This is a genomic window from Nocardia sp. NPDC019323 (genome assembly GCF_044389845.1).
Classification (GTDB): domain Bacteria; phylum Actinomycetota; class Actinomycetes; order Mycobacteriales; family Mycobacteriaceae; genus Nocardia; species Nocardia implantans.
On sequence record NZ_JBIRYN010000012.1, the window covers coordinates 45,254 to 63,486 of the forward strand.

Below are 18,233 nucleotides of genomic sequence, written 5' to 3' on the forward strand. Positions count from 1 at the left end.
CGAGTCGAGTGTCCGCCGTGGCACATTGTCTCCGATCGCGCTAACTACTGGTGTCCACACCGAGCACCGGACGCCGCCTGCTGCGTACGGTGGCGGCGGAGGCGTAGCTCAGGCGAAGCACCAACGCCATGGTCTCATGCTCAGGCACTTCCAGCAGGTCCAGGAAACGGCCCTGAAGTGACGCTAGTGTATCCGCGAAGTCGGGGGAAATCGCAGCAAGTTCGCCATGGCGTCGGGCGTAGAGGTATACCGGCGAAATCGGCTGCACGCACAATCCGAGGCGCTCGGCCCGCACCCAAACCCGCGCGACCGCAGCGCCCGCCGCCGCGTAGTCGGTCAATCGCGGGTCGATCGCGTCGAAGGTCACCGCCAGAATGGCGGAACTGGACCGCACCCGGTCACCGGTGTATTTCCCCAGCGCCGAACCACCCGACCAGGACCGCACCTGCGCCATGACGTCGGCGCGGGCGGTGATCTCGAACGCCGCTCGCTCGTCGCCGGTCAGTTCCAGGCTGCGCGCGTCGATTCCGGTCTCCGGGTCGTCGTGGGCCCAGCGGACTTCGGCGAGCATTTCCTCGTATAAACGGGGCGTGAGATAGCGAATGCGATCGGAATCCCCCAGCAAACGCGCAGCTTCTTCGATGTCCTCCGGTTCCACGACCGCGCGCAGACGCGCACCGGCCGTTTCGGCGACAGCCGTGAGCTCATCCAGCACGCCGTCGGCCAGCCTGGCCCCGGTACCGGCCCTGCGGTTGGTCTCGCGGCGCAGCACAGCGGGATAGTCGGCCGCCAGCTCGGCATTGCGATCGTTCCCCAGCCGCAGGCGGGCGAGGAGACGACCGGACCCAGGGGCGCCCTCGACGAACTCGTGCGGGCCGAGGATGCCGTGCGCGGCCGCGGCGACCCGGGCGTTGTACACGGCCGCGCCGAGCGCCACCGCGCTGCCGCGATAGCCGATGTCCATCGCCGTGCTGTACTCCGGCGCCAGCTCGATGGAGATGTCGTCGGGCCCGGCGCGCAACGACCACGGCTGCATGTTTCCCCCGGAAGGAGCCCGTTGCGCGCAGGCGAGGACGCTTTCGACGGGCCCGCAGGCGGGCTCCGGCGGCGCGTCGGCCCACACCGGCTCGTCGTTCGGCGGCGGGTCGGCCAGCTCGTCGAGATGCCCTTCCACATCGATGCGGACACGGCCGGAATCCAGCTTCATGCCCAGACCGATGCGGCGCACCGCGGCGGCCACGCTCGCGGCCCCGAGGGCGACGTCACCGGCCAGCTGCGGCCAGCTGTTCACCGTCTCGCCGACTTCGACCAGGCTCGCCCCCAGCCGCGGCGACAGCCCGGCGGCGCCGAGCAGCTGCACCACGAACGGCGCCTTCTCGCGCGAGGTCAGCCCGCGCAGATCCTGCGCGCTGACCTCGCCGAGTAATCCGTGAAACGCGGGGCGTCCCGGTTCGAGATCGAAACGCTCGACGTCCAGCAAACCGCGGTCGCTGGTTTCCATCAGTACGGGAACACGGTGCCGCGCCGCCGCCTCGCGAACCACGAGTTTCATATCCAGTGAATCGCATTCCTCGACCACTATCGCGAGACCGTCCACGAACTCGTCCACCGAATTCTCATCGACTCCGGTCTCGAAGATCCGCACCGGGAGATAAGGGTCCAACTCGGCGATCCGGCGCGCGGTTACCACCGCTTTGTTGACGCCGATGTCGAACAGCGTTCCAGGGACCCGGTTCAGATTCGACAACTCGATATCGTCCAGGTCGGCCAACCGCAGTTCCCCGCAAACGCCCTCCAGTGCGAGCAGATGCGCGATCGCGTGCCCTGCGCTTTGTCCGATGATCCCGATGGCGCGTCCGGCGAGACGTTCCTGTTCGGCCCTGGTCAGTTTGTTGCGATTGCGATCGAGCCGGATCATCCGGAAAGTGCGCGGCCCCGGCAATGCGACCACCGCGGCGCGCCAGGGATAGTAGATCCAGCGATCCGCTTCCGGCCCCTCCGTGAAATCCGGCGCGGCCACCATTCTGTCGTGTTCGGACCGCAAGGACGCGCGCAGGTCGCGGAATTCGATATGCGGGTCGGCGCGCAGCGCGGCGAGTGTCCGCGCGCCCTCGGGTTCGGCGGGGTCGAGGATCAGTGGCCGGTGATCCGCCGCTCGGCCGCGGTCATCGCCCATGTCCGCGCCGGCCCTCCGTCGCCCGCCCGATTCCGCATCGCACGTCGGCCGGATGCTCGGCAGGCAGGCCGAGCTCGTCCTGTTCGCGTCGCGTCAGGAATCGCTGCGACTCCTCGGCTATCGCGGCGTGGCCGCGGGTGTCCCACCACAATGGAACGGTTCGGTAGCGCTCGTCCGGATACGGCACCGCGCGGATGTGTTCGGCCGCGACGGCGCCGCAGGCCTCGTGGCGGGCCACGGTGAAGGAGGCCACCGTCGCGAAACCGTAGCGGGCGCCGAGCAGGCGCGCGCCGTGCAGCACGGTGCGTGAGATCGCGGCACTGAGTTCGCCCCGATGGGCGGCGTCACGAGCGACCCACGCGCCTTTGGCCTCGACCACGCCCTGCGGTATCCGGTCGGCAATCATCCGCCGCAGGTCGTCCGCGCCCGGCTGACCGGCCCACTCGACCAGCGCGTGCGCCTGCCGCGCGTCGGTGTACGGGCCCTGCATCCGCACCCCCGCGACCATCTCGCCGCCGGCGTCGAGCGCGACGAAGAACAGCGACGACGACGCCCCGTCGGCGACCGATTCGTATTCGAGCGCCTGTTCGACACCGAAACGCCGGTAGACCTCCCGCGCCCCGTGCAGATACCGGCGCCAGAGTTCCGGTTGCACGTCCGGTTCGGAGACAAAGAACGCACACTCGGATTGCGCGTCGTAATACCGTCGCACTCCCCGCCCACGGGAGTTCCTCGGCACGACTGCAATCAGATCCACAGTCATGTTGTTCCTACTCCATCGCCGCGCTGCCATGCGCGATAGTCCAGCCCGATGCAGCCCCCCACGGCCCGAGCCGAGACGAAGTTGCCCAGGGCAGTATCCGTCATCGGACAGGAATTGACCAGCCGTCCGGCTAATCTTCCGAAAACTCTCCGGTACACGCGATATCTTCGCAGGTCAAACCGAATGTATTCCATATCGGAAATAACATGGAGACCAGTTGGTTCGGGGTTAGTTACTTATCAGCAAGCTAAACGAGGATGGAAATGAACAACTCGACCGATTCCGGGCCGTGCCAGATCTCGATCTCTTCACGGTAGGCCCGCGTGATCTCCGCGGATGCCGTCGCGTCGTCGACCTGCGCCCAGACGTCCTCCACCGGATCGTGATAGTCGCCGTTCGGCGCGAATCGGGCATAGACGCCTTTGGGGACGCGTACCAAGACGTCGCCCACCGGCACGGCGTCCGGCGCGGGATACTCGAAACAGACCACCGCGTTGTAGTTCCCGGCCGGGTCCGGCACGTACACCGTGTACATCGGACGGTCGGCACCGTCCCGGTCGCGCAGCCGGTCCTTGAGGAACTCGATGAGGTCGCTGTTGCTGACCTTGAAGCTCGGGCGCACCCGCGGGACGACCAGCCCGCCGTAGATCGCCTCGGCCCGCACCACGATCGCATAGCTCATCGCGCGTCGACCGCCAGGTACAGATCGATCTTGTAGGCGTGCGGATAGCACTCGAAATCGCCGGTGTAGGTCCGTTTGATCTGGTTGTGTTCCTCGGCGTAGGCGATCTGCGTCCACAGGTCGGTCATCACCTGCGGGAAGTTGCCCACCGAGGAGAACCGGGCGTAGGCGCCGCGCGGCAGCCGGGCCACCAGGTGACCGCGGGTGACTTCACCGAAGGACGCGCACTGATACCCGACGATCTGGGTGTTGTACGTGCCCAGCTCACCGGTGTAATCGGTGTAGGCGCTGGCCAGCGGGCCGCCGAGTTCCTGGTGCAGCACCGCGGCCCAGGCGGCCTCCAGATCGCGGTCACGCAGTTCCCCGAGCGCGCGTTTGGGGCTGCGTACCGGCAGCCCGGCAACCCACGTCTCGTCCCGCTCGACGATCTCAAACTGCATGGAAAGACTCTTTCGAAAGAAGCCGGAGGTGAACCACCGCATCCGGTCGGTCGGAACCGCCATGCTACCAACCCGGACCGGGTGGTACCGATCACATATCACCGTCGGTGACCGCTCGATCACCCCGCTGAACTGGACGGATGTCCGAAGCGGTACGGTCCGGACGGGACCGATCAACGGGCAACGGCACCGGCCGGTCGCCTCGAAGCGCGATCGTCCGGTTCGTCCCTCCCGTGGCAGCACCGAACGGAGTTCTGATGCACGAGACGCCGATCTTCGGCCGATCCCGGCGCCCGGGGAGTCGCGCCGGAACCACCCCGGACGGCCACTGACGTGTGCCGGACCATCGCCGAACTCGACGCGGCGGTCGCCGACTGCTTCGCCTGCCCCAGACTGGTCGCGTGGCGTGAACTCGTCGCGCGAGACAAACGCGCCGCCTTCCGCGACCAGACCTATTGGGGCCGCCCGGTACCCGGCTTCGGTCCGGCGGACGCGCGGATGCTCCTCGTCGGCCTCGCACCCGCCGCACACGGCGGCAACCGCACCGGCCGCATGTTCACGGGCGACCGCAGCGGCGACGTGCTCTTCGCGGCGCTGCACGCGGTGGGTCTGGCCAACCAGCCGACGGCGGTCAGCGCCGACGACGGTCTGCGGCTGCACGGCGTGCGCGTCACCGCCCCGGTGCACTGCGCGCCGCCGGACAACAAGCCGACACCGGCCGAGCGGGATCGCTGCGGTCACTGGCTGAAAACCGAATTGCGCCTGCTGACGCCCACCGTCCGCGCGGTGGTGGTGCTCGGCGCGTTCGGCTGGCAAGCCCTGCTTCCGGTGCTGGCGGGCGCCGGCTGGGCCGTGCCGCGCCCGCGACCGAAATTCGGCCACGGCGCGCACGTCGAACTGGCGGCGTCCGAGGCGGGCCGCGCTCCGCTGCACTTGTTCGGCTGCTACCACGTCAGTCAGCAGAACACCTTCACCGGACGACTCACCCCGGCCATGCTGGAAGCGGTGCTGGCCGAAGCGGCGCTGGCCGCGGGGCTCGAGGTGCGGCGCAGCCACGCGCCGCGCGGATGACCGGGCGCGCATCGCCGCTCGGCAGCGGGTTCAGACGTGATCGACCAGGGCCGGATGACCTGCTTCATGGGCGCAGTGCGCGCAGCAGAAGTAGTCCCCGCGCGCCTCGACGCCGTGACCGACGATCCGGCAGGAACAGTGCGTGCACGTCGGGGCCATGGCGGTGATCGCGCATTCGAAGCTGTCGAAGGTGGCGGACTGGCCGTCACGGGTGATGGTGAACGTCTTGTCGTACTCGTTTCCGCAGGTGTCGCAGGTGGCCATGAGCTGTGGTCCTCTCGCGTCGATGGGCTCGAGCATCGCAGTTCGCGGTACCCAGTGCCGTGCGCGCGAAACGATCCGAAAGACCTCAGCCCAAGCGCAGAGCTCCGACCGGGCAGCTGTCCACGACGAGCTCGAGCAACTCCCGGTCGGACCCTTCGGTGTCGGCCGCGACGACGACTCCGTCCGCGCCGACCTGGAACAGGTCCGGCGCCAGCGCTTCACACATGCCGTGACCGGCGCACACGGCGCGGTCGGCGATGATCCTCATCGGCCGATCCGCTCCAACCGGATGGGCAGGCCGTCGGCGGGCACCGGCCCGGTCCCCGCGACCAGCGGCAGCTGATAGCCGTCCGGCACGCTCCAGCGATACCGCAGCAGCATCTGGTGCATCACGGCTTTCACCGTCATGCCGCCGAAGTAGAGGCCGATGCACTTGTGCGCCCCGCCGCCGAAAGGCGCCCACGCGAAGCGGTGCGATCGGTCCTCGCGACGATGCTCGGCGAAACGCTCCGGGTCGAAGGTGTCGGGATCGTGCCAGTACTCCGCGTTGCGCATGAGCCCGTACGTGCCACAGAGGATGAACGTTCCCTTCGGCAGGTAGTAGCCGAGAATGTCGGTGTCTGCGATGGTTTCGCGGACCTGCTGAGCCACCGGCGAATAGACCCGCAGCGCCTCCTTGAACGCGAGGTCGAGCGAGGGCAGGCGGTCGAGATCGTCGTAGTCCAGCGCCGGCTTGCCCAGCGCGACGGATTCGGCGCGCAGCCGCTCCTGCCATTCGGGATGCCTGCCGAGCTCGTAGGCGAGCATGGAGGCCGCGATGGTGCTGGTGTCGTGGGCGGCCATCATCACGAAGATCATGTGCTCGACCACCTCGGCGTCGGTGAAGCTCTCGCCGTCGGCGGTGCCGGCCCGGCACAGCACGCTGAACAGGTCGTTGCCGTCACCGGCGCGCTTGGCGGGCAACTCGCGGCGGAAGTGTTCCTCGAGCACCCGGCGCCCGCGCACGCCGCGCGCCCACACCCCGCCCGGCACGTTCGCCCGGATCAGGGCCGCTCCGCCGCGCACCGCGTCCTCGAAAGCGCGTTCCAGGCGTGCGGCGTCCGCGCTGGGTTCCGCGCCCGCGAAGACCTCGGTGGCCTGCTGGAGCAGCAGCTTCTTGATCGCCCGGTAGACGCGGAAGTCCTCGGCGGGCTCCCACCGCGCGATGGCGCTGGTGATCCGAGGCGTGGTCATGTCGAGGTAGCCGATCAACCGTGGCCGGGTGAAGGCCTGCTGCATGACACGCCGATGGAAGAGGTGGTCGTCGAAGTCCCGCAGCAACAAGCCGCCGCGGAAGAACGGGCCGATCAGCCACTCCCAGCCGCGCTGCGCCGACAGCACCTTGTTCCGGTCGAGCATCACCGCCTCGTACCCCTCCGGACTGCCGAAGGTGACCATCCGGCGACCGAGCATGCCCATCCACTGCACTGGTCCGAGTCGATCGAATCGCGCTCGCGCGAATCCGATCGGATCGGCCAGCGCGTGCACGGTGTACCCGATCCCGGGGAGCCCGAAGTCGCCCGGCACCGGTTTCAGGCCGCTGCCCGGCGGCGGATCGGCGAGCGGACGCACCGGAGCGGGGTAATGCGCGACCGCCCGCGCGGCGGCGCGCTGCGCGTGCCAGGCCCACGTGGTCCGCGCCTGGCGGATCGTGCCGGAGACTTCGTCGAGCGACTGGGGCACAAGCAGACTCATGACCGTCTTTCCCTTCGCGACACTGCGATAGTCCGACGATAGAGGAAACGACCGTTTCCGTAAACATTTGTTTCCCAATTTTGGCTGTGCCAAGCTGACCTGGTGACCCGAACCGTCAGCGGCACCTACCGCGGGGCGTCGACGGCCGAGCGCCGCGAGGACCGGCGCAGGCGGTTGCTCGACGCCGCGCTCGACATCATCGGCACCCAGGGGCTGTCGGCGTTGACCGTGCGCGGGGTGTGTGAACACGCCAAGGTCGGTCCGCGGTTCTTCTACGAAGCGTTCCCCGATCGCGACGCGCTCGCCTCCGGCGTGCTGATAGAAATCCAGCAGGCGGCGCTGGATCGGGCGAAGGCCGCGATCGCCGAGACCCAGGGCACGCCCGCCGACCGCATCCGCGCCGGGGTCGCGGCCCTCATCGTCGAACTCACCGACGATCCGCGGCGCGCGAAAGTGGCGTTCGCCCAGACCTATGGCGACGAGGCGCTCATGCGCAGCCGGTTCGCGGGCATGCGCCAGGTCGCCGACGTCATCATCGAGCAGACCCGCCTGGTGCTCGAGTTGCCGGAGGGACAGGACACCGCGATCGCCGCGACCTCCCAGCTGATCACCGGCGGCGCGGCCGAGCTGGTCTTGGTCTGGCTGGACGGGGGTCTCGACGTGGATCGGAACGGTCTTATCGCATTGCTGGCCGATTTCACCGTGGCGATGCTGGATCGGCTGCCCGCGGTCGCCGGACGGCTGTCCGGCCTCACACCAGATTCCTGATCAGCGAGGACATCAGCGGCTCGCGCAGGCCGGGCAGCGCGGCGAAGTCGCCCGCGACCACACGGTTGGTCGCCAGCGCGACCACCGCGCCGATCACCGCTTCACCCGCAAGCCGCTGATGCGGGCGGGTCGCGCCGAGGGCGGCGGCGAATCCGTCCACCAGAGCCGCCTGGGTGGCCAGCCGCCGCTCCAGCACCGGCCTTCCCGCCGCGTACACCTCCACCAAGAAGACCCGCGCGACCTGGGGCTCCTGCGCGAGGGTGGAGAAATACGCGTCGAGCGCCCGGTCGATGCGCTCCAGCGGCGCACCGTCAGCCGCGAGTGCGCCCGCGATCCTGGTCATCACGATCTCCACGGCCATGTCGTAGGCGGCCAGGAAACACGCCTCCTTGTTGGCGAAGTGCTGGTAGAAGGTCATCCTGGACACCTCGGCCCGCTTCAGCACGTCCGCCACCGTCGCCGCGGCGTAGCCCTTGTCCGCGGCCGCCTCGATCATCGCCACCAGCATGCGCGACCGCTGCGCGGCCACCACCTCTTCCGGCGCGATCCCGTGATTGCCGCCGTGCAGTTTCCCGCCCGCCCGCGCCTTCAGCAACGATCCTCGCTCCACGTTCCGATGCTAAGCATCCGCGCACCGGTCGCGGGCCCGGTCGGCATACGACGACGTGCCTGGAATCGAACCGCGACCGGCACGAACGAGGCAGGGTGGCCGTCCGAGAGTGCTCGCGGAGTGATCCACACCTTCGGCGACATCTGCTGCTGGGAACCAGTGCCCAATCTCCCAATCACCTCACCCGATCTCGATATCGCTCGCGCCGAGAGGGTTTCGACCAGTAAGCTGCCTGCGGAGCGCCTGGGGACGGCGCAACAAAAAGGGGGGAGCACGGATGACCGTGTCAAAGGAACGCACCGCTCTCGAGAGTCGCGCAGGATATGTCGCGCGAATACTGGCCGCCTGCGCCATCGCCGGTGCATTGGCGACCTCGGCATGTGGCGGCGGATCAGGCCCGAAGCATCCCGCGCACCCCACACCGTCGCCCCTCCCGGCGCCTACTTCCAGCAGCCAGGCGATAAGCAGCGAGAACCTGGGCTACCTGTGGCCGCTCACCGTCGATCGGGGCACTCTGGAATGCCGCCCCGGTGACCTGGCCGTGTTCATCGGCCCGGACGGCGCCGTCTACGCCCTGAACGACAACGCCTCTCATGCCGGATTCGCCGACATCGAGCCCCTACGGGCCACCGGCGCCGACGGCGACAAGGTCAGCCTCGGCGCCCTGCGCAGCAAAACCCTCGGACTCTGTCATCTGCCCGGCTGACCGCCATCCTGCGCACAACTTCTCCGCCCTCACCGCATGCATGCGACCCGATGTCCTGACTTTCCGCCGATCCACATAGCGCCGGTGCGCGGGCATTGCCCGGCTCCTAGACTGGAGAACTGCGGCGCGGTCGACCGCAGGAAATGCCACGGCATTTTCCGCGATCGGCAAAACCAGATGTCCCGATCAGCAAGGGCCGCCTACCGCGGCCCGTCCCGATGGAGGAGGGCCGCATGCCCGACTCGTTCCACATGCGCGTCTGTCTGCTCGGCCAGGGCTGCGTCTGCCCGACGGTCACCGTATTCCTCGCACCCGAGCCACTGATTCCGGGCGGCAACATGCTGCACCTGGTCGAACAAACCCCGATCGCCGATGACACCGGCGCACCCGGCGTCGATCCCGAGCTGATCGGTCTGGTCGAGACCGAGCCCACCGGTCCAGCACTGCGCACCGAGGTCCACGAATTCCGTCCCGGCCGCCCCGATCCGCACCAAGTGCACGACATCCTGCACGACCACCACATCACCGACGTCGCCCCGATGGGCCTGGACGTCGGCGACCCCACCGAACTCACCCGCCTGGCACTGCTGCCCGAACACTCGATCGGCTACCGCCGGATCGACGACTTCCAGCAAGTAGCGACCGCCCGCGCCATGCTCGCGGTCTATCGCCTGTTCGAGGTCGATCAGCGAATCCGCTTGATGTACCACGGTTTCGCGGATCCTGGCCGGGGCTGGTTCGCCCTGCGCACCGCCACCGCCTGAGCGTTCGCGGATCAGGCAGCGGGTTCGCGAGTCCGGCACGCCTGGGCTGATAGGCGAACTACGCCGACACGGAGGTCTTCGAAGTATCGGGAATGGAGTCCGCGAACGCCTCCGCAGCATCCATACGTTTCTGCCGACTCGTACCGGCGCTTCTTTCGTAGTACTGATCGAAGGCCGCGGCGCCCGCTGAAGGCGATCTCGCGGCGGCTGCCTTGAATTTCGCGTAAGCCGACGATTCGCTGGTGTTCATTTCATGCATCATGAAGTCGACTTGCTTCTTCCAGCTGCCGACATTCTTGCCCGCGTAGGCTCGCAGCGCGTCGTCCCGGCCGCCTTCCCACTGGATCAAGCCGATGGCGCCTTCCGCGGAATTGTAGGCCCCGGTGTTGAAGCTGGATTCGATTTGCATATTGCCGAGGATCGCCACCGCTTCGTTGTGTGTCAGGCCGTACTTGTCCCGGAGGTAGCGATAGATTTCCTCCGCCTTCGCCTTCTGCCCGCTGCTGATCGGCTCGGCATTCGCGGCGGAACCGACGTAATTGGAGTAGTCGGCCGAGCCGGGGCCGGAGCCGTTGTAGCCGGAGCCGTTGTAGCTGGGGCCGCTGTAGCCGGTATTCGTCGGAGCGCCGCTGCCCTTGTAGGTGGGAGCCGAGCCGCCGATCTTCTCGGCCTGCTGCTGGATCTTGTCGTGCGCGTCCACGACCTCGTCGTGGGTCTGGTCGACAGCCTTGGACACGGCCGACATGAGAGACGCGTTGGCGTCCGGCGACAAGTACGGGGCAGGGTGCGGATTCTCTTTCGTCGCCTTGGGCCGGATCGGCTCGGGCGCGTTCTCCAACGTCGTTTTGAGTTCAGCGACATAGTCCTTGATGTCGCCGAACGCGTTGGAAACGATCTTGGATGTCGCGAAAGCGGAGGTGTCGACGCCTCGATCGCTGATGTGTATCTTCTTTTTCGCGGCGTCCACCGTATTCGCCAAGGCCTTGTAGTCCTTGACCATCACGGAGCCGGATTCCTCGTCGATGTCGACGACCTTGCCGTCACCTTCCAATTGCTTCGCGTAGTCGGGAATAGTCGTGTCCCCCGAGCCGAGTACTTCCACCAGCGACTGGATCGCCGACCTGCCCCACTCGATGAAGTGCTTCAGCCCCTCCGACGCCCCCTCGGGATACGGCATCTTGGGCACTTCGTACCGCTCCGTCATCGAGGAATCCGCATCTCAGGTACCGCCATCGCATCCTCTGCTCACTACAGGACTGTGAGGCCACTGCGCGGCCCAGTCCGCAGCTGCCCGCTTCAAGTATTGATCATCCCCGGCACTGGGAAACCGCCGCGAACCACCGTCGACCGAGACGGCGGAAGAGGGCGGATTCCATGCTGGTCGCCTACTGGCGTGGGTCCGGGCATCACAGCCGTCGAGCCTTGGGCGGTCCAGCGGCCGAAGCGGGTCACCAACTGGTCCGAGTCGGCGCTGATCGAGTCGCAGAAGGGGCCGGATGCGACCGCGTGAGGCCCACAAGGAACTCCGACATCGGTCCCAGCGAGGTCATCCCTCTCTCCCAAATCGACGCGGCAGCCACCTCGGCAAGACTCGGCATGAATCGTCACAACGGGCAGCGTTCCGGTGTCCGCCGTTCGACCGACTCGCCCTCGAACCGCCCGCGGGCGGTTCTACGAAACGGCCGATTTCAGAGACGCAAGGCGCCGCGTTGATCCGCGAATCGAGTCGGACGAACGGCTGACAGATAGCCACGCCGGTGTCTGTTGGCGCCGATAAATCCTCGGCTACAGCGACGGGCAGTAGAACGGAGGAGGAACCAGGATGTCGCACAGGCTATGATCGGGGCCAGGGCGGAAAATATTCACCAGAAACATAACAGATCTCCTGTCTGCTTGTCGTTTATTATCAGACCTTTTCGGCCGCTATCGAGTATGAGTCGGCACCGCCGCCGATCACAATGGCGAACCGATGATTTTCTGTATTTCACCAGGTCGGAAAGGGTTACGAGGTGACCGGTCCGGACAATCCGAAACCGCACCTCCGCGCGCGTGAATCCAAGCGCGGGAAAACCTTCGGATACCGACACGGCGACCGCCGCCGCCTCGCCGGGACTGGGAATTCGTCGGTCGGAGGCAGCGGCGGTGCCGACTACCGGAGCAGGGTATGAGGGGACTGCCCGGTAGGTATGGGCGGGCAGAGCGTCAGGCAGGGCCGTCACAGCGGGCGCAATGCAGCTACTACAGCAGCTCGGCGGCCCCTCGCCCTTCCGGGCCGCACGACTGAAAGATGCAGTGGTGGCGACAGCTATGTTCCTGCTGACTCATATGATGTCTATCGGCCTTGTCGCAAACCACGGACATCCGTTCACAACAACAATCGCCCTCAGGCTGTGCCTGCCGCGGGGTAAGTTCTCCGGTATATGCAACATCCCGTTGACCAAGGATGCCTCCGAAGTATGACTTTGCGCGGCGAGGTAGCGCACTTCGGTCCCGGCCCCTGTATCCCAGGGCTGCCATTCCAGATGCACCATGCCGGCAAGAAACAATGTGCTCTGGTTCTCTTTGTCTATGGAGACTTCTGTTGTATAGCGGACGGAGGCTCCACGGGCGACGCTGTCCGGCCCCGCGATGGACAGTGCAGTTACCGGATGACCGACGTCGTAGATCGTCCCGCAGCGATGACATGTCCGGTCGATTCGCGTCACTTCGGACAGCCAATATGTGCAGCGGGCAGAATTCAGCACCGACCCGCAATAGGGACAACGATTATCACGATTCCTGTAGTACTCTCGGACCCGCACCCCGCCGACATCGACATGGGTCATCCTCCGAGGTCCTGCCGCCATCGCCTTGTAGAACACCTCCGCGATCGATTTACTCATCGCTTGCCACCGCGCTGTCTCGTCCGCCGCGATATCCGCCAGTCGCGACAGACTGCCCGGCAGAGGAATCGCACGATCAACGCCCGAATTCTCCAGCAGCCCGGTGATACGGGCGATCTCGTTGACCACGGATTGATACAGGGCAAGCGGTTCGTCCAGCGCTCCGGGATCAGTGCCCGCCACATGTTTCACGACCGTGTCGAGCATCATCCTGGTGAAGCCGAGGCTCGGCGCGCTCTGCCAGTAATCGACCACTTCCGTGACCTGCGGTGGCACGTCAGGCGGCTCATAGAACAGTACGGGTTCCCGAATCGGCTCGGTGCCATGGTTGAACACGGTGACCACGCCACCTTTGGAGTGCACCGATCCCACGCAATTATCCGAGTCGAATCGGAAGTATCGAAGATCCCTCCCGTCCAGATCGACCTCGAACGATCTGATCTCCCCGGCGGGAACCTCCCACGCGTTCGAGTTCGTAGGCGCCCCTGACTCCGCAGCTGCACGAATACGACGTCCGGGTAGTCCGTAGAGCACCCATGGAGCCGCACCGAACTCACGCAAGGACAACCTGTTCAGTTCCACGGCTGTCCGACCGAGCGATTCTCCAGCCATCAACAGTCCGACACCACGCAGAGCGACCCTGTCGTCACCGATGAGCGGCTCGTACGTCGTCAGCAGGTTACGCAACGAATCAGAGGCTAGAAGACGCTGGCCGAGCGAAACCTTCGGTGAGAACATGCCATTCGAAGCCATGCTGCCGTTACAGACCTGCCAGAGGAGAATTTCCGCATGAAAGATATCCGGCCGACTTCGGGTAGGCGGTACATGCGCCTTTTCAGTCCTGACCCCGCGGGCACAAGGTCCGCCGTCAGCGCACGGCAATGACCCGGGGCCTTCCGAATGGTAGTCCTGATCCAGGGTGGAACACAGGACGGCGCCGCCGAGTGGCGCGTTCATACCGTTGGCATGACTGACGACGGCGACGATGTCACGAGCGGCGCCGACAGCCTCGAGGAGGGCCGCGGACCCGAACTCGATCACCTCCACCCGATCTGTCGATTGCAGCGGAAACTGCGAAAAGCCGAACTGGCTCGATATGAGAGCAGGCCTCATCGGATGAGCTACCGGGCTGTCCTGGAGCAACTTCGACAACTGGGCACGGGTGGTCGTCTCACCCATCCAGGTCGCGATGAATCCGATCTCCGACTCCGCTTCGGCGCACGCGAAGACGACATCACTGAGACGATCGAAATCCAAGTACGCTGGTGGGGCGATCACTGCCCCAGCTACTTCGGCGGGTCGGTTCGCTATGTCACCGACCGAATCGAAGACCATCGGATCGAAAATATCGGCATGATCGTGCAAGAATTCGCGCACGACGCTGGGCGTGTCGCCGAAGATCACGACTCGCGTTTTCATCGGAGCGGCCGACGCTTCGTGGTCCCGAGACACGAAACCCTCCTATTCTGTGTCCGGGCTTGGGGCAGGCCGCACCTGCCCCAAGCCCGGGTCCCTAGGCCAGCGGTTCAGCTGTCACCACAGAGCAACGCCGGGGCGGACCACCTGATCCGACACGGCGACCACCGCAGTGTCGGAAGCAGAACGCTCGCTGTGCAGCGTGGCCGCTTGCGCGACCTGACCGCCGATCATGACGGTGGCAGCGCCGGCGATCAGCGCAACGGCGGCCTTCTGCTTCGTCTCGGTCTTCATGTGATACTCCTCTTCATTTAACTCCGCGATCTTTTCGCGAAGACCTGGGGAGTGCGACGTGCGCACGAGTGTGATTTCTTCACGACGCAGGCGGTTGATTGATTCCGCCTGCTCGAACCGCACGCGCACAATGTTCGGCCACGGCGCTATCGCATTCATGACCTCATTCGGACACAAGGCTTCGACATCGCTACCCGGAGCGTTATCGACGTAAAACTGTGTACGTCGGTTCACGCACCTGCTCGATGGTGCGACATCATCGCCTGCCAGTCAGAGCACAACCCCCGTTGGCATATCAGCGTTGATGATTCCCCCTCTGATCGTTTCGCTTGCGAGTACCCCTGGAGGCGATATCGCGCATCTGAACACTATGTCGATCGATCATTGATCTGCAATGGCGCCCGGACTCCACGGATACATAGGCGCATGTCACCGGCAGGATAATCTTGTCCGGACCGGACGCCGGATCGGTGCCGCATAGCCGGTAGAAATACACCGCTGGCACTTTTGCCGAGCACAGAGCTATACTCGACCGCGTTCTGGCGCAGCATTGTCACCGACCGTGCCGCCGGATGGCAGCTGTCGACGGACACACTTTGAATGACGCCGTTTCGCGACAGAAGACTCGTCGACGCCGAGTGCTGCAAGATTTCGATTCGGGGAGGAAAATCGCATGGTGCTGACGGGCCGGAAAATCATCGAAGCTGTTCGCAAGGGGGAAATAGTAATCAATCCCTTCGATGAAGCCGCGGTGAATCCGAACAGCTATAACTACCGTCTCGGCGCAACGCTACGCACCCTCGAGTCCGAGGTCGTGGACGCCCGCGGGAAGACCGAATACGCGGAGCATCCGATACCGGATGAAGGATTGGTGCTGCAACCAGGACGGGTCTACCTCGGTACGACTGTCGAGGTCATCGGAAGCGACAGGTACGTCCCCTCGCTGATCGGCCGATCGTCGATGGGTCGGCTGGGAGTGTTCCTGCAGATATCGGCGGATCTCGGCAACCTGGGCGTTGTCCACCAGTGGACGTTGGAGATCGTCGTGTGCCAGCCTGTCCGTCTGTACGCCGGTATGACGGTCGGTCAGGTTTCGTTCTGGATGCCTACGGGCGACCGGACGACCACCTACGAGGGATACTTCGGCAGCTACTCCGAGGCGGTCCTGCCCCGCCCCGGCCAGCTGAACTGACCACCGCGGCGCGAGGGAAGGCTCCGGGGCCGCCCTGACGGCAGCTACCCGCCCCTGTCGTCCCGGGATGAACGGTGCTACTGAACCCGACCACGTGCAGCCCGCACGTGGTCGAGGTCGTCCCGGACTGATCGAGGCCTTACACCGGGCTCAACATCGAGGAATTCTCGGCCTCGCGCTCGGCTGTCGAGAAGTAGTTGACGGCGGCGACAAGCCCGTCCACGCTGCCGAGGTCGAAATAGTCGCCGTGTGAACGCTGCACGCGAACCGCTTCCGGATCCGCACTCGAGACCGCCGCAAGGCCGTCGGTGAGGTAGATCTCGCCGGAACCCGGGTCCGTTTCGACCGACGCCAGCGTCGCGAAGAACGTCGCCGGAAAGACGTAGCGGCTGATATTGATCAGCAACGGTCGTCCGTCGTCCGGAATCTCCTTCGCCTTCTCCGCTATGCCACGCAGGTACAGCGCTCCACCGATCTCTTCGGTCGCAAGCAGACCGTACCGGCCCAGATTCTCGGGCGTCGCCGGTTGGCCGACGATCCCGTAGGAATCGCCTGCAGTCTCGGCGAGGGAAGCGAGGGTCGACGCACCTGATTCGTCGGCGAGGAGGTCGTCGCTGGACAGGTAGAAGAAGCTGTCGTCGCCGACGAATTCGCGAGCCAGCAACACGGGAATGGCCGTGCCGTATCCTTCTTTCAGCGACTGCTCGAGGAAAACCAACTCGGGCACGCTCGCCGTCTCGTCGAGCGCCGTCGCCTTGTCTTCCCAGCCGCGCAAGGCAAGCAACTCCCTGAGATCGCTGTCGCACCCGTAGTAGTGCTGGATCTGAGTGCTTCCCTCGCGGACAACGATGGCGATCTGCTCGACACCAGCCCGCGCGCACTCGCGGATCATGTAGTCGATCGCCGGCCGACGACCAAGGGGCAACATCGCCTTGTCGATCGTCTTCGTGATCGGGTACATGCGTGTACCCAATCCAGCGGCTGCGATGACTGCCTTGCGAACGGTCATGAGTCGGCGTGCTCCTTGGTGGATGAACCTATCGGCTGAGGTTGCGGATCACTTTCACACCAGGTCAGCGTAAGCGGTCTCAGGCTAGCGCTTGGCGACTCGATGCGGAAGCGGCCGGCGGTTTCGTCGGTTCGACGTGTCCAATGCTCGGCTTCACTCTTGCACCAGCAGCATCGGACGGCAAATCACAAGAAAGGTTTCCGCTCAACGTGTTTGAGCCGTTGACGTTTTGTTGTCGCACTACATGCCGTGGTCGGCCGGTGTCATCGACGGCGATATCGCGCCACCGATGACACCCAGCATGGTGATAGTCCAGCACTGTGAACCCGGCAAGCGCCTTCCCTGTACCCAGTGACAGCCGACCGACCGAGTGACGTGCCCGAAGCGGCTAAGTGATAGCCAAGTCGAGGCGGTAGGAGTCCGCAATCGTGATCATGTCGGCCTCCACTGCGGACGTGCTCGGTCCGGCGAGCATGAACTTGCCGGATGACGGCCAGACTCCGAGGCTTCCGTTCAGCATCTGACCTATGTTGGGAATCTCCGAGCTGAGCACACTGTCCGGGCACGTATCCAATCCCCGTATCCGCTTGACCACGCAGGGACGTTGCTCGGCCAGCGCCAACCAGATGAAACCGGATGCTCCGACACCCGCCTTATCGAGCATTGTCGGCGGCCCCGTCAGCTGCGAGGGTTCGCCGAGGCAGGCACGGATCGATTCATCCACGATATCGACGCCGTATACGGATTTCAGTTGGGCGCTGATGCCGGCGCCGCCGAACCTGCATGCCACCTCGAGAAAGACGAATTCGTCGTCGTCGGTGACAAACGCCTCCAGGTGGAACGAGCTGTCGCGAAGGCCAAGAGCACTCAACACCCGGTGGGTGAAGCTCATGGATCGCTCGATCACGTCCGGATCGTCGAGCGTCACCACCGCGACCGGCGCGCTGGCAGTTCGGTAGTCGAAGACGCTGTTGAGGTATTTGGAAGCGCTGAAGAAGCGAATGACGCCGTCGCGGACGACACCGTCGAACATGCAGATCTGTCCTTCGATGAACTCCTCCACGTCGACATCCTCGGCCAGCCCCTCCGCACGGACATACCGGGCGAACTCCGCGCCATCGGCGAAGATTTGCACCCCGACGCTCGCGGCCTGGTCGATCGGCTTCATCACGACCTTGCCCGGCAGAGTGGCCACGATGTCATCGATGAGTTCCGACGGGGTTTCCGGGCCGACCTTCCAGAAACGCGGCAGTCGAATGCCCGTGCCGCGCAGCGCCTCCTTCATGGTGATCTTGTCACGGAACCGGCGGGCGGTCGCCGCGTTCACGCCGGGGACGCGCCACCGATCCCTGATCATGGCGGCGGGAATCACCGAGTTCTCGAAGAGCCCGAGAACACCGGCGGGGACCCCGTGCCGTGCGACCAGATCCTCGCAGGAAGCCAGGATCTGATCGGCGGCTCG

Annotated in this window: 18 protein-coding genes; 5 read left to right on the forward strand and 13 right to left on the reverse strand. The window is 65.5% G+C overall.

Features of this window, described 5'->3' with window-relative positions; all coding sequences use genetic code 11:
- Nucleotides 1-40 precede the first annotated feature (40 nt).
- The 4 genes from ACH49X_RS30395 to ACH49X_RS30410 all read right to left on the reverse strand — a co-directional run bounded on the left by ACH49X_RS30395 (nt 41) and on the right by ACH49X_RS30410 (nt 4,061).
- The gene (locus ACH49X_RS30395) at nt 41-2,176 is read right to left on the reverse strand and encodes an Rv1355c family protein (RefSeq protein WP_357208031.1); all 2,136 of its coding nucleotides are present in this window, start codon (nt 2,174-2,176) and stop codon (nt 41-43) included.
- Nucleotides 2,166-2,831: a hypothetical protein gene (locus tag ACH49X_RS30400; protein ID WP_357208033.1), complete on the reverse strand. Its 666-nt coding sequence runs from the start codon at nt 2,829-2,831 to the stop codon at nt 2,166-2,168. Before ACH49X_RS30400 ends, ACH49X_RS30395 begins: the two co-directional genes overlap by 11 nt.
- A gap of 355 nt (nt 2,832-3,186) precedes the next feature.
- Nucleotides 3,187-3,621, reverse strand: coding sequence for an effector binding domain-containing protein (locus ACH49X_RS30405; protein WP_039801008.1), 435 nt, complete (start codon nt 3,619-3,621; stop codon nt 3,187-3,189).
- Nucleotides 3,618-4,061, reverse strand: a complete 444-nt coding sequence (locus tag ACH49X_RS30410; protein WP_195082449.1) for a GyrI-like domain-containing protein — start codon at nt 4,059-4,061, stop codon at nt 3,618-3,620. The genes ACH49X_RS30405 and ACH49X_RS30410 overlap by 4 nt, the downstream gene beginning before the upstream one ends.
- 333 nt (nt 4,062-4,394) lie before the next feature.
- On the opposite strand from ACH49X_RS30410, the gene ACH49X_RS30415 reads away from it, so the two are divergent.
- A complete protein-coding gene (locus ACH49X_RS30415) occupies nt 4,395-5,132 on the forward strand; it encodes a uracil-DNA glycosylase (RefSeq protein ID WP_323124166.1) in 738 nt (245 codons plus the stop codon).
- Nucleotides 5,133-5,162: 30 nt separating this feature from the next.
- Here ACH49X_RS30415 and ACH49X_RS30420 read toward each other — a convergent pair whose 3' ends face one another.
- The 3 genes from ACH49X_RS30420 to ACH49X_RS30430 form a co-directional block, all read right to left on the reverse strand.
- Nucleotides 5,163-5,396, reverse strand: coding sequence for a hypothetical protein (locus ACH49X_RS30420; protein ID WP_039801014.1), 234 nt, complete (start codon nt 5,394-5,396; stop codon nt 5,163-5,165).
- An 85-nt stretch (nt 5,397-5,481) separates the two neighbouring features.
- Nucleotides 5,482-5,664 (reverse strand): ferredoxin, encoded by a 183-nt coding sequence (locus ACH49X_RS30425; protein WP_357103794.1) that lies wholly within the window; start codon nt 5,662-5,664, stop codon nt 5,482-5,484.
- Nucleotides 5,661-7,130 (reverse strand): cytochrome P450, encoded by a 1,470-nt coding sequence (locus tag ACH49X_RS30430; RefSeq protein WP_195082446.1) that lies wholly within the window; start codon nt 7,128-7,130, stop codon nt 5,661-5,663. The genes ACH49X_RS30425 and ACH49X_RS30430 overlap by 4 nt, the downstream gene beginning before the upstream one ends.
- 102 nt (nt 7,131-7,232) lie before the next feature.
- Between ACH49X_RS30430 and ACH49X_RS30435 the strand changes: the two genes are divergently transcribed.
- Nucleotides 7,233-7,898: a TetR/AcrR family transcriptional regulator gene (locus ACH49X_RS30435; protein WP_195082445.1), complete on the forward strand. Its 666-nt coding sequence runs from the start codon at nt 7,233-7,235 to the stop codon at nt 7,896-7,898.
- Here ACH49X_RS30435 and ACH49X_RS30440 read toward each other — a convergent pair.
- Nucleotides 7,882-8,508, reverse strand: a complete 627-nt coding sequence (locus ACH49X_RS30440; RefSeq protein ID WP_195082444.1) for a TetR/AcrR family transcriptional regulator — start codon at nt 8,506-8,508, stop codon at nt 7,882-7,884. The genes ACH49X_RS30435 and ACH49X_RS30440 overlap by 17 nt on opposite strands.
- A gap of 277 nt (nt 8,509-8,785) precedes the next feature.
- On the opposite strand from ACH49X_RS30440, the gene ACH49X_RS30445 reads away from it, so the two are divergent.
- Both ACH49X_RS30445 and ACH49X_RS30450 read left to right on the forward strand, forming a co-directional pair.
- Complete coding sequence (locus tag ACH49X_RS30445) at nt 8,786-9,214, forward strand: DUF2511 domain-containing protein (protein WP_323124154.1); 429 nt, start codon at nt 8,786-8,788, stop codon at nt 9,212-9,214.
- Nucleotides 9,215-9,447: 233 nt separating this feature from the next.
- A complete protein-coding gene (locus ACH49X_RS30450) occupies nt 9,448-9,978 on the forward strand; it encodes a hypothetical protein (protein WP_195082443.1) in 531 nt (176 codons plus the stop codon).
- 58 nt (nt 9,979-10,036) lie between these two features.
- Here ACH49X_RS30450 and ACH49X_RS30455 read toward each other — a convergent pair whose 3' ends face one another.
- The 3 genes from ACH49X_RS30455 to ACH49X_RS30465 form a co-directional block, all read right to left on the reverse strand.
- On the reverse strand, nt 10,037-11,182 hold the full coding sequence (locus ACH49X_RS30455; protein ID WP_195082442.1) for a phage tail tip lysozyme: 1,146 nt from the start codon (nt 11,180-11,182) through the stop codon (nt 10,037-10,039).
- 1,117 nt (nt 11,183-12,299) lie between these two features.
- A complete protein-coding gene (locus ACH49X_RS30460) occupies nt 12,300-14,312 on the reverse strand; it encodes a hypothetical protein (RefSeq protein ID WP_357208036.1) in 2,013 nt (670 codons plus the stop codon).
- Between the two features lie 81 nt (nt 14,313-14,393).
- Nucleotides 14,394-14,804: a hypothetical protein gene (locus ACH49X_RS30465; protein WP_195082440.1), complete on the reverse strand. Its 411-nt coding sequence runs from the start codon at nt 14,802-14,804 to the stop codon at nt 14,394-14,396.
- Between the two features lie 439 nt (nt 14,805-15,243).
- On the opposite strand from ACH49X_RS30465, the gene ACH49X_RS30470 reads away from it, so the two are divergent.
- Complete coding sequence (locus ACH49X_RS30470; protein ID WP_195082439.1) at nt 15,244-15,762, forward strand: dCTP deaminase domain-containing protein; 519 nt, start codon at nt 15,244-15,246, stop codon at nt 15,760-15,762.
- Between the two features lie 139 nt (nt 15,763-15,901).
- Here the strand turns inward: ACH49X_RS30470 and ACH49X_RS30475 are convergent, their stop codons facing one another.
- Together ACH49X_RS30475 and ACH49X_RS30480 are read right to left on the reverse strand one after the other, a co-directional pair.
- Entirely contained in the window at nt 15,902-16,771 is an 870-nt protein-coding gene (locus ACH49X_RS30475; RefSeq protein WP_195082438.1) for a sugar phosphate nucleotidyltransferase, read from the reverse strand.
- A 388-nt stretch (nt 16,772-17,159) separates the two neighbouring features.
- Nucleotides 17,160-18,143: an acetyl-CoA carboxylase biotin carboxylase subunit family protein gene (locus ACH49X_RS30480; protein WP_195082437.1), complete on the reverse strand. Its 984-nt coding sequence runs from the start codon at nt 18,141-18,143 to the stop codon at nt 17,160-17,162.
- Nucleotides 18,144-18,233: the final 90 nt, after the last annotated feature.